A 13,052-nucleotide genomic window follows, 5' to 3' on the forward strand; every position below is an offset into this window, starting at 1 on the left:
CTGGCTTGAAGCCGGACGTTTCGAGCAGCCGGCTTCATCTCCGCATGGCGAGAATCTCGAAAAAGATGCGGAAAAATGCTTTTTTCGCTCTTCAAGGGATCTGAACCGACGAACCCTCAACTAAATCATCTAAGCACCTGAAAAAATCGATATTTTGCGACCTAGCACAATTTATGGAACGCATTTTTCGTGAGTCATCGAACTGTATTGTGCGGCCAGCCATCGATCAGGCCGACTCCTAAGCCTTCAGCGCTTCGAGCCTCGCATAAATCTCAAGCGCGTCCGGATTGCCGGCTCTTCCTTATTTTTCACTGGCCTGCCATACACCCTCGCGGACAGCGAGTTCGGCGATCTTGGTGCGCGGAGTATCCGCGATCTGGATCACCTTGGTAGGCATGTGACGCAATGAGGCGCCGGTGCGGATCGTCGTCTTGATCGTCTTCTCGAGATCGGCGTCCAGTGTCAGACCTGCTCCAAAGCATACGTCGCGCCACTTGCCAGTCCTGACGCCAGCCAGTTCGATATCATCCAGCCGCATGCGAGGGAGCATCAGTCGAAAAAGCCCTCATCCTCTTCCCTGAGATATCTCCTGGCCCCTTCAGCGTCGATATCGAGGCCCAGCCCCGGCGCTTCCAGTAGGTCCACCATGCTGTCCTTCACGATCTGCGGTGGCAAGCCGATCACCAGATCCTCCCACCAGGGGTCGGAGGCGGTGGGATATTCGAAGGCGATGTAATTTGCCGGCAGCGTGGCGCAGACATTGATCAACGCGCCGAGGCCCAGCAGGCCGTTAGCGGTGCCGTGCGGTGCCATCAGGATCGAGTGCATGTAGGCGTGCTCGGCGACCCATTTTAGCTCGGCAATGCCGCCAATGTCGGCTGGATCAGGGCCGATGACACGTACCGCTTGCGTCTCGATTAGTTCCTTGAAATTGTGCCGCAGGTAGATCTGCTCACCAGTGTGGATTGGCGTCGAGGTGGAGGTTGTCAGTTCCCGATAGGCCTGCGGATTGACCCACGGCACATAGTCGCCAGTCAGCATGTCCTCGAGCCACATCAAATTGTACTTCTCGACCGCGCGAGCGAATTTAATGGCATCGGGCAGCATCCAGCCCGGGCCGCAGTCGAGCGCCAGGCTGACTTTGTCGCCCAGCACTTCCTTCATCGCGATCACGCAGTCGAGCATGTGATTGAAACCGCGTTCGCTGATCACGCCCTGATCCATGGCACCGTGATAGCCGGCCTTCTTCTGCGTCACGCCATAGTGGAAGCCCTCGATGGTGTCCTTCATGTTGGAGTGGAACGAGATTCCTTGCTTGACCATGAAGAAGTTCTGCGGCTGTTCCATCATCCATTTGACGTCAGCGGCGTAATCCTCCGGCCGGTCGCCCGTGCGCTTCCGGCGAACCGAGCCGTTGTAGACGCGCACCTTGTCCCGCACCTTGCCGCCGAGCAGTTTATAGGCGGGCACGCCCGCGGCCTTGCCAGCAATATCCCACAGCGCATGCTCAATAGCGCTCACCGCCGCGCCGTACGGCTTGAAAGAGCCGCGTTGGCGGATCTTCAGCATTACTCTCTCGACGTCGGTCGGGTCCTCGCCGATCAGCGCCTCGCGGAAATGCAGCACAAAGGGCTTGAGGTAGGACTTGGTGAACTCGACTTCGCCCAAGCCATAGAGGCCCTCGTCTGTAACGATGCGGACGATTGGGTGTTTGCCGATAACGGCGCAGCGGAGATCCGTGATCTTCATCTTCGTTCCTTTTTGCCTCAGCTCCAGGTGCGGTCCCAGGAATACTCATCGTCCCAATGATCCGTAGGCCGCCAAATGCCGGTGACACCCGGCTGCAGATGTCGCGAGATCACCTCGTCGACGACGTCGTCAATCCCCAGGCCCGGCTTGTCGGGAACAGTGATGAAGCCGTTCTTCACCAGGGGCTTGGGAAGGCCCGTTACGATATCGTCCCACCAGTCGACATCGACGGAATGGTATTCGAGCGCCATGAAATTTTCGGTCGCGGTCGCGACATGTGCCGCGGCCATTGCGGCGATTGGACTTTCTGCCATGTGGATGGCCATGGCGACACCCCGGTCTTGCGCCATGTCACCGATCTTCTTGGTCTCGAGGATTCCCCCACTGGTGAGCAGGTCCGGGTGGATGACGGAGACGCCGCCGCTGTTGAGCAGAGGTTCGAATCCCTCCTTGAGGTATATATCCTCGCCAGTGCAGATCGGCACCGTGGTGGCGTCCTGCAGCTGTCGGTATTGCTCGGTATACTGCCACGGGATCACATCCTCGAGCCAGGCTGGCACGTATTTTTCAATTCGCCTGGCAAGGCGAATGCCGTTCTGCATCGAGATGTGGCCGATATGGTCGATCGCAAGCGGCACATCCATGCCGATGACCTCACGCACCTCGGCGATGTACTGCTCAAGCAGGTCGAGGCCCTTGTCGGAAAAGTGCAGGCCGGTAAACGGGTGCTGGACGTTATGCAAATCGTAGGCAGCGTTGCGGACACGCCGCTCCTCAATGGTCTTCAACGGCCCGCGACTGGGATCGGTGCGGTATCCCTCCAGTGAGCCGGCGGGAAATACGACCGCACCGGGCACATCAGCGATCTGCATCAGCCCCAGATCCATCTTGAGGAAAGTGAATCCGAGCTCCATGCGCTGCTTGAGACGCTTGCCGGTCTCCGTACCGCTCGGCACGGTGGCGTCGGTATCGCAGTAGACGCGCACTTTCTCGCGAAAACGGCCGCCGAGCATCTGGTAGATGGGGACGCCATAGGCCTTGCCGGCAAGATCCCACAACGCGATTTCAACCGCCGATACGCCGCCGCCTTGCCGGCCGTGCCCGCCGAACTGCTTGATTCGGCGAAACAGGCGGTCGATGTTGCAAGGGTTCTCGCCTAGCAACCGGCTCTTCAGCATCAGCGCGTAGGTGGCGCTGGCACCGTCGCGCACCTCGCCAAGCCCGACGATGCCCTGGTTGGTGTAAATCTTAAGCAGCACCGAGTTGAACGGCGCGCCGACAATTTCGGCCACCCGCATGTCGGTGATGCGAAGGTCGGACGGCTTGGAATGCGTGTTCACCCGATTGAGCGCCTCGTCGGCTCCATCTGCCTCTGGCATGATTCATCCTCGTTCTGGTCGGGGGGCTCGTCGCCGCGCACGCTGGAGTGGCGGAGAGCGTTGCTAGCTAGTCCAGCTCTATCTCGTGGTTTTGAAGGTAGTCGCGGTTCATTTCAACGCCGAGACCAGGCTTGGACGTAAGCTTGAGGCTGCCGTTCGAAACATCGAGCGGTCTGTCGATAAGGTCATCGTATTTGCCCAGGTTCCACGCCGAGGTTTCGAGTTTGTAGAAATTAGGAACGGTCATCATCACCTGCGCTCCCGCTACCACGTTGATCGGCCCTGCGGCGTCATGCGGCGAGACCGGTATGTAATAGGCTTCGCATAGGGCAGAAATCTTCTTGAGTTCGGTAATGCCGCCGGTCCAGGTGACGTCCGGCATGATGTAGTCGGCGAGCTTGTTTTCGAGCACCGGCACGAAATCCCACTTCGTGTGGCCGCGTTCGCCCCACGAGATAGCGGCGCTGACCTTCTCACGGACCTGTCTGAGAGCGTTGAGGCTCTCCGGTGGACAAGGCTCCTCAAACCAGTCGATCTGACCAGCTTCCTCGAGGCTCCGACAAAGGCGAATGGCGGTGGGAACGTCGAAGCGGCCATGCGCATCGATGAGGATGTCGACATCAGAACCCGCCGTCTCGCGGATCAGAGCCGTGAGTTCGGCGGCTTCGCGCTCGTCCTTGCGGGTCATGCTGCCATCGAGGTAGCCATCCCGCCGTTCGCGAGGCAGTCCATCGACGGTGCGGCCTTGCTGGGGAAAAGGATCGAACTTGAGTGCAGTGTGGCCGGACTCGACGATATCTCGTATTTCACGGACTACAGCCTCTTTGCTGGTAAACTTGGCCTGGTTGGGATGCGTGTAAAGCGCGATTTCATCGCGTACCGGTCCGCCCAACAGCTCGTAAATCGGCTTACCAAGAACTTTGCCGCGGATGTCCCAGAGGGCTATGTCGATGGCGCTCACGCATTCGACGGCGGCGCCGCGACTGCCCATGTAGGTGAAGCTGCGGAATATCTTGTGCCACAGATACTCGATGCGCGCCGGGTCTTCGCCTGTCACAGCGGCACCGATCTGCCGCAGGATCGTGCAGAGCGCGCGATTGGCGAGCCTTGTCGTGGTGGTGATCTCTCCCCAGCCACTCACCCCCTCGTCGGTCGTCACTTCGACGAACAGATACTCTCCCCAATAAGAAGCATCGGATCTGATTAGCCACGGCCGAACGCTGGTGATTTTCATCTCAACTGCCTTTGTCTGAAGTTGTCGGGGTAACGATATTCCAGGTGAAATCTATCCTGCCCGAGCGGCGTGACGCGCACGCATGTGTTCGAGGATATGCCGGCCGGAGCCCTCGACATGGCGCGCAATGAGTTCGGCTGCCTCGTTCGCATTTCCCGCTTTTACAAGCGCGATGAGCTCGCGATGCTCGCTAAGGATCGCGGCACGTCGGGCGAGCGTGAAGTTGAAACGCCGGCTCACGGCTCGAAGCACTTCTCGATGCTTCCACCAAAGCTCGGCGGCATGGCGGTTGTAGTGCTTTTGGTACATTACGGTGTGAAAGGCGGTGTCCAGCTCGCTGTGCTTGAACGTGTCGGCGAAGTTGTTTTCTTCAATCAGTCCCTGGATGCGTTCGAGTTCAGCAATGTCCTCGACGGTGGCCATATTGACGAACCATCGCGTCAGTGCCGGCTCGATCAAGACTCCTATCTCGTAGATATCCCGAACAAAATCCTGATCTATGGGCCGGACGCGCGCTCCGCGGTTGGGAATGAAAGTGACAAAGCCCTCCCCGCGCAACAGTTGCAAAGCCTCGCGCACGGGGTTGGTCGAGGTGCCGTGGCGCCGGGCGAGATCGGTGATGACAAGTCGCTCATTGGCAGCGAGCCGCCCTTCGATGATGTCTTCCCTGATCAGTTGATAAAGCGACGCGCCCTCGCTGGAGGCCCCGATAGCGTCGAACCCCTCGGGTGGCTGTGCTTTAAAATCACTTGTTTCGGCCAAGATTGTCCCCAATCAATACACATATTTCTTGGATATCATGCGAAACTTCGCCAAACAATGTATGATTTCTTTGATTGACAGACAATCTTCAATCTGAAAACGTATGACAAGGTCGAAAGGATACATTGGGTGGGAAGCCCTACGGCCGGGGAGCAAAGACCGCTCGCCTCGATGCAGAGCGGCACGGGAGAAAACCTGGGAGGATACTTATGACGAGTATTTCACTCGGCAGTGCTGTTGTGCGCGGTACTGTATCCACTGCTTTGATGGTATCGTTGATGTCGGCGTCTGCGCTGGGTGCGTCGGTCGACTTGAGCAAGTGGTCGCCGCAATATGTGCGCGCCATTGCCGGCACGCAGGATTTTGACACGGCGGCCGATTGCGCCAAGGTCACCCCGCTCGACTACAAGGGGCGACTGACATTCTGGTATCAGGGTGTGTTCGAGGGCGATCCCGACCTCCTGCGCCAGTATTACAAGGACTTCTTCGCGACCTTCCGCAAAACCTATCCAAACATCCAGCTTGAGGAACAAGCCCTCACCTATAACGACCTGCTGGACAAGTTCCGGACCGCGCTCCTTGGCAATGCAGCGCCCATGGCGATCCGCCTGCAGATTCTTGGCGGCACCGAATTCGCCTCAAAGGGCTATTTGCAGCCGCTCAAACCCGAGGATGTAGGGTATTCGACCGAGGATTTCTGGCCCGGCGCAATGAAGGCCGTAACCTGGGACGGGGTGACCTACGGCATTCCAACCAACAACGAGACGATGGCGTTCATCTGGAACGCTGACATTTTCAAGCGCGCAGGCCTCGATCCTGACAAGGCTCCGGCAACCTGGGATGACGTCGTCAAATATTCCAAGCAGATCCACGACAAGCTCGGCATTGCCGGTTACGGCCTCGTGGCTCGCAAGAATGCCGGCAATACGCCGTACCGATTCATGCCACAGCTGTGGGCCTATGGCGGCGGCGTCTTCGACGAAGCTACCGCCAACCCGGCCTATAAGGAAGTCGAGCTCAACAGCCCGCAGAGCAAGGCGGCATTGCAAGCCTCCTACGATATGTATGTTCGCGACAAGTCGGTTCCGGTTTCAGCGCTGACCAACCAGCAAGCCGACAACCAGCCGCTCTTCCTCGCCGGTCAGCTCGGCATGATGATCTCGCACCCGTCCGACTACGACGTCATGCTCGACCTGCAGAAAAAGGCGACAGGTACTGACAAAGTCAAAGCCCAGACCGTCATCGACAACATGCGCTACGGTCTCATTCCGACTGGCCCCGACGGCAAGCGTGCTGTCGTGTTTGGCGGCTCCAACATTCACATCGTGAAGCCCGAATATGTCGAGGGCGGCAAGGTAGACGAGCCGGCGGCAAGGGCTATCACCTGCATGTGGACAAGCCCCGAATGGTCGCTGAAGATGGCCTACGCGGGCTCGAACCCGGGAAACCTTAACGGCTTCAAGACCAAGTGGATGAAGGAACGTCTGGACCATATCAAGTTCCTTGATGTCACGACCTCAATGCTTCCATACGGCGTTCCCTTCCCGGCACTGCCACAGTCCCCCGAGATCATGAACATCATCGTCCCGGACATGCTGCAAAATGCCCTGACCGGAGCCATGACCGTCGACCAAGCAGCGGACGACGCAGCCAAGAAGGTCAAAGACCTGATGAATGGCGGACTCTAGTCCAAGCCTGACGATCTGACCGGCTGCGCCTCGATTGCAGCCGGTTTCTTCCGAAGAATAAGGACAGAGTATCGTGACGATCTTGACTGGGAAGGCCGAGGCTCGCCGAAGACTGCAACCCGATGGGTTCGGCGGGCTGCGAAAGATTTGGCAGCATCGCGCTGACTACGCCTACGTTCTTCCTGCGATCGCCGTGATGCTCATCGTCATAGCCTACCCTATCTACTACACGATCGAGCTGTCTTTCTTTAATACACCGCCCGGACTGCAACTCCGGGACAAGATTTTCGTCGGCTTCGACAACTACATCGCCATCCTCACCAGTCCGGTGTTCTGGAAGGTCACCTCGAACACCCTTATCTGGACGCTGGGATCCACTTTCGTCTCATTTGTCCTCGGGTTTGCCTGCGCCCTGGCGCTCCATCGTGACTTTCTCGGCCGTGGCATCCTGCGCGCCGTCCTGATCATTCCCTGGGTCATCAGCGCGGTCGCCGCGTCCTATATCTGGAAATGGATCTACCACTCGGACTTCGGGATCATTGGCGCGGTCGTGGTCAGCCTCGGATGGGCCGAGCGGCCGCCGAATTTCATCGACAACGTCAGCACAGTGCTGCCCTCGCTGATCGTCGTCAATATCTGGCGAGAGTTTCCGTTTGCCATGATCATGATGACGGCTGGCCTGCAGACGGTTCCCGACCAGTTGCTGCGTGCCGCAAAAGTCGATGGAGCCAATGCATGGCAGCGGTTCTGGCACGTCACCTTTCCGCATTTGAGAAACGTCTCGACGGTGACGATCCTTCTGCTGGCAGTGGCCAACTTCAATTCTTTCATCATCCCCTGGATCATGACCGGCGGCGGACCGTCGAACGCATCGCATATCTGGATCACCCATATTTATGAGCTCGCCTTCGGCCGCCAGCGCTGGGGGGTGGCGGCCGCCTATTCGGTGCTGCTGTTCCTGATCCTGATGTCGCTCGGCTACTTCTACGTCCGTGCCCTGAGCGGCAATGAACAGAAGGACGGTAGCAAATGAGCGCGATTGCCGAGACTGCTCAGCGGGACCGAGCGCGTCGCCGTATGCGCATCGATGGATGGCGGTGGGGCGGACGCATCTTCCTTGTGTTCATGCTGCTTTACACCGCATTACCGATGGTCTGGATGCTGATCACCTCGATCAAGTCCGGCTTCGCGGCCATGCAATTCCCGCCGCAATGGTGGCCAGACCAACCCACCCTCGCCAGCTATCAGAAGCTGCTCGATCCGCAAAACAGCGTAGGCCAGGACTTCCTGCGCTTCTTCTGGAATAGTCTTTTCGTCTCCACCGCCACGACCATCCTTTCGGTGATCGTGGCAGTTCCTGCGGCCTACGCGTTTTCACGCTTCACCTTCCCGGGCCGGAACTTTCTGTTCTTCGCCGTCTTGCTTCGGAACATGTTCCCGGCGGTGATCTTTCTCGTGCCGCTCTTCATCCTGATGCGCGCGGTCGGGCTGGTGAACACGCATGGGTCGCTCATCCTCACCTACCTCACATTCGGCCTGCCGCTGGCGATCTGGCTGCTCAAGGGCTTTTTCGACAACATCCCGGTGCAACTCGAGCAGGCGGCGCGCATCGACGGGGCAACGCGGTTCCAGGCCTTCGTCCAGATCGTGATGCCGCTCTCGGCGCCAGGCATCATCGCCACGGCGATCTATTCCTTCATTGGCGCGTGGAACGAGTACATCTACGCCTACACCTTCCTCTCCAAGAACGAGCAGTTGACACTGCCGGTCGGCATCCAGCGCTTCTTCTCGGAAAATACAACGGACTTTCCGGGCCTGATGGCGGCCAGCTTCATGATGAGCGTGCCCGTCGTGGTCCTGTTCCTCGTCCTGCAACGATACTTCGTACGCGCCCTCACGGAAGGCGCAGTCAAGCACTAGGGGAGTTGCCGGTGACCCACGTGGTCCTCAAAGATCTAGTCAAGACCTATGGCAGCTTCAAAGCTGTCAACAATGTTTCGCTGACGGTCAACGACGGCGAATTCGTTGCGCTCGTCGGCCCTTCAGGCTGCGGCAAGACAACCACACTCAATCTTGTGGCGGGGCTCATCCCTATCACCTCTGGCGACATCGTGATCGGCGACCGGGTGGTCAACGACCTCGATCCCAAGGACCGAGACATCGCAATGGTGTTCCAGAACTACGCGCTCTATCCGCAGAAATCGGTCTACAATAATCTGGCGTTCCCGCTACAGATGCGCAAACTGCCAAGGGACGAGATCGACAAGAAGGTCAGGGAAGCGGCGCGCGTGCTCGACATGACGCAGCTGCTCGAGCGCAAGCCACGCGAACTTTCGGGCGGCCAACAGCAGCGCGTGGCGCTGGGCCGTGCCCTCGTTCGCGATCCGGCGGTATTCCTGATGGATGAACCACTCTCCAACCTCGACGCAAAGCTGCGCGTCCAGATGCGGTCGGAGATCAAGCGTTTCCACCAGGACCTCAAGGCGACGATCATCTACGTGACGCACGACCAGCTCGAAGCGGTAACCATGGCCGACAGGATGGCGGTGATGAACGGCGGCTACCTGCAGCAATACGATTCACCGGCGCAGGTCTTTGCCCATCCGGTGAACATGTTCGTCGCCAGCTTCGTCGGCAGCCCGGCGATGAGCCTTGTTCCGCTGGAGGCGTCAACGGCAAGCGGCAACACTGTGTTGACCAGCGCGGAGGGCTGGCGCCTCGAGCTCTCGCCAAACAACGTTCGGAAGGTCGCGAGGGCAAAAACCAAGAAAGTCGTGCTCGGCGCACGTCACTCGACGATCAAGCTGCATAAGAGTGCGATGCCTGGAAGCGTGCCTGCCAAGGCCTACACGGTGGAGCCGACCGGAGACGTCACCTTCGTACAGGCGTTGCTGTCCGGCGCCATCGTCAATGTCAGCGTGCCGCCGACCATTGCCGTCGCGCCCGACGAACAGATTTGGCTCGAGTTCGATCAGGAGCGGATGCATCTGTTCGACGGCGAAACAGAAATGGCTCTCAAGGCCGACTGAGAGCAAAACGGATGGGTGTGAAGCGAGGGCGTGGATGACTGCGAGGCTTAAAATCACGGCGATCAAGCCCTATCCGGTATGGGTAGGTACGCGCAACCAGATGCTGGTCAAGGTCGAGACCGACAACGGCATCTTCGGCTGGGGCGAGAGCGGCTTGAGCGGTCGCGAGAAGGCCGTAGCCGGCGCGATCAAGCACTATCGCGAGTTTCTCATCGGCCGCGACCCGATGCAGATTGGTCGGATCTGGCAAGAAGCTTATCGCAGCCAATACTTCGAAGGCGGCCGCGTTCTGCAGGCGGCGATTTCCGCCATCGACATTGCCCTTCACGACATCAAGGGCAAGGCGCTAGGGGTGCCGGCCTACGAACTGCTGGGCGGCAAGCAGCGCGACCGCATTCCGACCTTCGCCTCGACCGGTGACGAGGCCGAGGGCGATGTTGCCATCGAACGGGCCCGCGAACTACGCACACAAGGGTGGCAGGCGATCCGCTTCTTCCCAGCCGGGCAACACAGCAAGGACATCTTTGAGCCGCGGGAGTCGATCGGCGCTACCGCGACTATGCTAAACAAAGCGCGCGAGGCGCTCGGCGACGACGTCGTCCTCGGCATCGACTATCATCATCGGCTGTCGGTGGCGGAGGCGGCGAGCTTCTGTAACAAGCTCGGCCGTGGTGTGCTTGATTTCCTCGAGGAGCCGATACGAGACGAGACACCCCAGGCCTACGAATCCCTGCGCACGATGACTGACATCCCCTTCGCCATCGGCGAGGAATTTGCCAGCAAGTGGCAATTCCTGCCCTACATCGAGCGTGGCATCCATCAGTTCAACCGGCTCGATGTTTGCAATGTTGGCGGGCTCACCGAAGCGATGAAGGTCACTGGCTGGAGCGAGGCGCACTATGTGGACCTGATGCCGCACAATCCCCTCGGCCCAGTCTGCACGGCCGCGACCATTCATCTCGCCGCCGCGGTACCAAATTTCGCTTGGCTTGAGACCAGAGCGCCCGAAGCAAAGTTGGGCTTCGATAATTCCGACTTCTTCCCCGTGCAACCTCGGCTCGACGGCCCCGACTATCCCGTCAGCGATCTGCCCGGGCTCGGCGTCGAGGTCAACGAAGAGGCGGTCAAGGCGGAGAGCTTTCGTTTCTGGGAAGCGCCTCACCTGAAGCGCCGCGACGGTTCTGTCACAAACTGGTAGTTTCATCCACTGGAGCCTAAAATGACGCATACGCCTGACATTCCGCGACCGCCCAAAGAGCTGATCGACGCGCTGAAGGAAATCGGCGCCGCAACAATTTCCGGCACGCTTGGCCACATGGGCTTTCGCAATCCGCACATGGTCGGTCCCGTGCCGCAAAATCGCGGCAAGTCGATCGTCGGGCCGGCCCTGACGCTTCAATTCATGCCGCAGCGGCCGGACCTCTTCACCGAGGGAGAATATGCAAATCCCGAGACGCAGTTGCACCGCCACGTGCTTTATCACGTGCAGGAGGACGATGTGGTTGTGGTCGACGCGCGCGGCGACATGAGCTCGGGCGTCTTCGGCGATATGATGTCGACGTATTTCAAAGGCAGAGGCGGCGCTGGCATCGTGATCGATGGCTGCATGCGCGATCGGCCCAATGTCGAGAAGCTGGATCTACCTTTATGGCTGCGCGGCTGGACGCCCAACTATCATGTGCAGACCGGCATCTATCCCAACGCCGTTAACGTTCCAATCGCCTGCGGCGGCGTCACAGTAATCCCCGGAGACATCATCGTCGCCGACGATGATGGGGTGGTGGTGCTTCCAGTCGCAATGGCCTCGAAGGTAATCGAAGAATCGCAAAAGCATCACGAGTGGGAGGAGTTCTCGCGATTGAAGCTCATGGAGGGCGGGTCGCTGCAGCGTTACTATCCGCTGCATGACGATGCCCGCGGAGAATACGAAGAGTGGCGCAAAACAAACCGCGTGGGAACAACTTAGCCAATGAATAACGGGGAACTTTCTGGGGTATTGCCGGCGTCTACACAAAAAGCACGGAGTCGAATGTCGCCGCAGGTGCCTGGTTTCAATCTGGTATCCGGGATCCGACCGCCGAGTTCGCCAATTGACGCCCAAAGTCGTCGGGGCGTGCTGAAGGCTAGCTTTCGCTCCACGCAATGCGCGGGCGCGCAAGTAATTCCGCATTCAGATGCACCGGCCAACGGCTGCTCTTGGCGAGAATCGAACGGCCAGCACTGTCATCGCCAATAAATCAGTGTTTGAAACAATTCTCACGGTGCCACCGCAGAAATCGAGGATGTGGCCGCTCGATTGGTCGTAGAGGCGCAATCGCCCTTCCTGTTTTGTTGATCACACCTCGGATGCTATCGGGATCGTTGGCTTGCCGAGAAATCAAGATGTCAAGTTCATCGGTAAGACTGATCAGTCCGCGGTCGAACATCCAGTGCGCCGTGCCAGATAGCGCAATGCCGTTGCCAAGAATATCGGGTCCGTTCGCCTCTAGTGGCCGGATATGTCCAGCATCGACTTCCGCGCGTCCGCCGCCGTTGATGAGCTTCAATCCAGTGATTGCGCATCGTTTGTCATAGGCGTGCAAAACGAGCCGGCGAAATATTCGGCTACGAACGATCCGCGACGACAATTGTGCAACGCGCTCCCGCTCTTGCTCGAACATGAACGGTGCCTGAGCTCCGTCTTCGAAGCCGTCGACAGAATGTGAAGGTATCTGGTCGCCCAGGCGGGGCAATTCTGGTTCTTGTTCATCAAGACCAGCCGACAGGATACGATTGAAATCCGCCCCGGAAATGGGTCGTACCGCTGCCTGCGCTCTTCCAGAAATCCGACCATCATCGTTCAGGACACCGCGTTCGATAACGCCATCTGTTCCACTGAACGGAACGGCATTGATGAAATCTAGGTAACTCCCTGGTTCTATCAGCGCCAGATACATGCCAGGCGCCTTCGGATCCGGGATGACCTGGGCAACCTTTGCTACGGCGAAATAGCCGCGCGTCGCAGCAACTTTGCGCGGCTCACAGTAGATGATCCAGTCTCCGACACAGGCTTGAACGCGGCCAAGATACTGGCTCGGGAACTGGTATTGTTCCGCCGGGCTGTCGTCGTAGATCGAATCTGAGCGATGGATAAAAACCCCGAATCCCATGCAGCACGCTTAGCGCTGAAGGCAAGCTTTCGCAATGCGTGGGGGGCGCAAGTAATTCCGCA

The 13,052-nt window shown here is 58.8% G+C and carries 12 protein-coding genes; 6 read left to right on the top strand and 6 right to left on the bottom strand.

The genetic code is table 11. The features are described from left to right. Nucleotides 1–301: 301 nt before the first annotated feature. The 5 genes from PY649_RS24405 to PY649_RS24425 all read right to left on the bottom strand — a co-directional run bounded on the left by PY649_RS24405 (nucleotide 302) and on the right by PY649_RS24425 (nucleotide 5,124). Entirely contained in the window at nucleotides 302–538 is a 237-nt protein-coding gene (locus PY649_RS24405) for a hypothetical protein (RefSeq protein ID WP_285871386.1), read from the bottom strand. 11 nt (nucleotides 539–549) lie between these two features. Next, a complete protein-coding gene (locus PY649_RS24410; protein WP_285871387.1) occupies nucleotides 550–1,749 on the bottom strand; it encodes a mandelate racemase/muconate lactonizing enzyme family protein in 1,200 nt (399 codons plus the stop codon). A 17-nt stretch (nucleotides 1,750–1,766) separates the two neighbouring features. Then, entirely contained in the window at nucleotides 1,767–3,128 is a 1,362-nt protein-coding gene (locus PY649_RS24415; protein WP_285871388.1) for a mandelate racemase/muconate lactonizing enzyme family protein, read from the bottom strand. Nucleotides 3,129–3,195: 67 nt separating this feature from the next. Continuing rightward, nucleotides 3,196–4,362 carry a mandelate racemase/muconate lactonizing enzyme family protein gene (locus tag PY649_RS24420; RefSeq protein ID WP_285871390.1) on the bottom strand — a complete coding sequence of 389 codons (1,167 nt, stop codon included), beginning with the start codon at nucleotides 4,360–4,362 and terminating at the stop codon, nucleotides 3,196–3,198. 51 nt (nucleotides 4,363–4,413) lie between these two features. Further along, the gene (locus PY649_RS24425; RefSeq protein WP_285871391.1) at nucleotides 4,414–5,124 is read right to left on the bottom strand and encodes a GntR family transcriptional regulator; all 711 of its coding nucleotides are present in this window, start codon (nucleotides 5,122–5,124) and stop codon (nucleotides 4,414–4,416) included. A 209-nt stretch (nucleotides 5,125–5,333) separates the two neighbouring features. Between PY649_RS24425 and PY649_RS24430 the strand changes: the two genes are divergently transcribed. The 6 genes from PY649_RS24430 (at nucleotide 5,334) to PY649_RS24455 (ending at nucleotide 11,807) form a co-directional block, all read left to right on the top strand. Beyond that, nucleotides 5,334–6,812, top strand: coding sequence for an ABC transporter substrate-binding protein (locus PY649_RS24430; RefSeq protein WP_285871393.1), 1,479 nt, complete (start codon nucleotides 5,334–5,336; stop codon nucleotides 6,810–6,812). Between the two features lie 73 nt (nucleotides 6,813–6,885). Then, entirely contained in the window at nucleotides 6,886–7,845 is a 960-nt protein-coding gene (locus PY649_RS24435; RefSeq protein ID WP_285871394.1) for a carbohydrate ABC transporter permease, read from the top strand. Continuing rightward, on the top strand, nucleotides 7,842–8,732 hold the full coding sequence (locus tag PY649_RS24440; RefSeq protein WP_285871395.1) for a carbohydrate ABC transporter permease: 891 nt from the start codon (nucleotides 7,842–7,844) through the stop codon (nucleotides 8,730–8,732). Before PY649_RS24435 ends, PY649_RS24440 begins: the two co-directional genes overlap by 4 nt. A gap of 11 nt (nucleotides 8,733–8,743) precedes the next feature. Further along, the gene (locus PY649_RS24445; RefSeq protein ID WP_285871396.1) at nucleotides 8,744–9,841 is read left to right on the top strand and encodes an ABC transporter ATP-binding protein; all 1,098 of its coding nucleotides are present in this window, start codon (nucleotides 8,744–8,746) and stop codon (nucleotides 9,839–9,841) included. 34 nt (nucleotides 9,842–9,875) lie between these two features. Then, complete coding sequence (locus PY649_RS24450; RefSeq protein ID WP_285871397.1) at nucleotides 9,876–11,039, top strand: mandelate racemase/muconate lactonizing enzyme family protein; 1,164 nt, start codon at nucleotides 9,876–9,878, stop codon at nucleotides 11,037–11,039. A gap of 21 nt (nucleotides 11,040–11,060) precedes the next feature. Then, on the top strand, nucleotides 11,061–11,807 hold the full coding sequence (locus tag PY649_RS24455) for a ribonuclease activity regulator RraA (RefSeq protein WP_285871398.1): 747 nt from the start codon (nucleotides 11,061–11,063) through the stop codon (nucleotides 11,805–11,807). Nucleotides 11,808–12,078: 271 nt separating this feature from the next. On the opposite strand, the gene PY649_RS24460 is transcribed toward PY649_RS24455, so the two are convergent. Beyond that, nucleotides 12,079–12,990: an HNH endonuclease gene (locus PY649_RS24460; protein ID WP_285871400.1), complete on the bottom strand. Its 912-nt coding sequence runs from the start codon at nucleotides 12,988–12,990 to the stop codon at nucleotides 12,079–12,081. Between the last annotated feature and the right edge of the window lie 62 nt (nucleotides 12,991–13,052).

It is taken from the genome of Rhizobium mayense, assembly GCF_030272705.1.
Lineage (GTDB): Bacteria > Pseudomonadota > Alphaproteobacteria > Rhizobiales > Rhizobiaceae > Rhizobium > Rhizobium mayense.

What these genes read in the sequence shown, in the direction of transcription:
- PY649_RS24455 (WP_285871398.1), top strand. Translation starts at nt 11,061, where the DNA reads ATGACGCATACGCCTGACATTCCGCGACCGCCCAAAGAGCTGATCGAC.
- PY649_RS24440 (WP_285871395.1), top strand. Translation starts at nt 7,842, where the DNA reads ATGAGCGCGATTGCCGAGACTGCTCAGCGGGACCGAGCGCGTCGCCGT.
- PY649_RS24430 (WP_285871393.1), top strand. Translation starts at nt 5,334, where the DNA reads ATGACGAGTATTTCACTCGGCAGTGCTGTTGTGCGCGGTACTGTATCC.
- PY649_RS24450 (WP_285871397.1), top strand. Translation starts at nt 9,876, where the DNA reads ATGACTGCGAGGCTTAAAATCACGGCGATCAAGCCCTATCCGGTATGG.
- PY649_RS24405 (WP_285871386.1), bottom strand. Translation starts at nt 538, where the DNA reads ATGCGGCTGGATGATATCGAACTGGCTGGCGTCAGGACTGGCAAGTGG.
- PY649_RS24415 (WP_285871388.1), bottom strand. Translation starts at nt 3,128, where the DNA reads ATGCCAGAGGCAGATGGAGCCGACGAGGCGCTCAATCGGGTGAACACG.
- PY649_RS24420 (WP_285871390.1), bottom strand. Translation starts at nt 4,362, where the DNA reads ATGAAAATCACCAGCGTTCGGCCGTGGCTAATCAGATCCGATGCTTCT.
- PY649_RS24410 (WP_285871387.1), bottom strand. Translation starts at nt 1,749, where the DNA reads ATGAAGATCACGGATCTCCGCTGCGCCGTTATCGGCAAACACCCAATC.
- PY649_RS24460 (WP_285871400.1), bottom strand. Translation starts at nt 12,990, where the DNA reads ATGGGATTCGGGGTTTTTATCCATCGCTCAGATTCGATCTACGACGAC.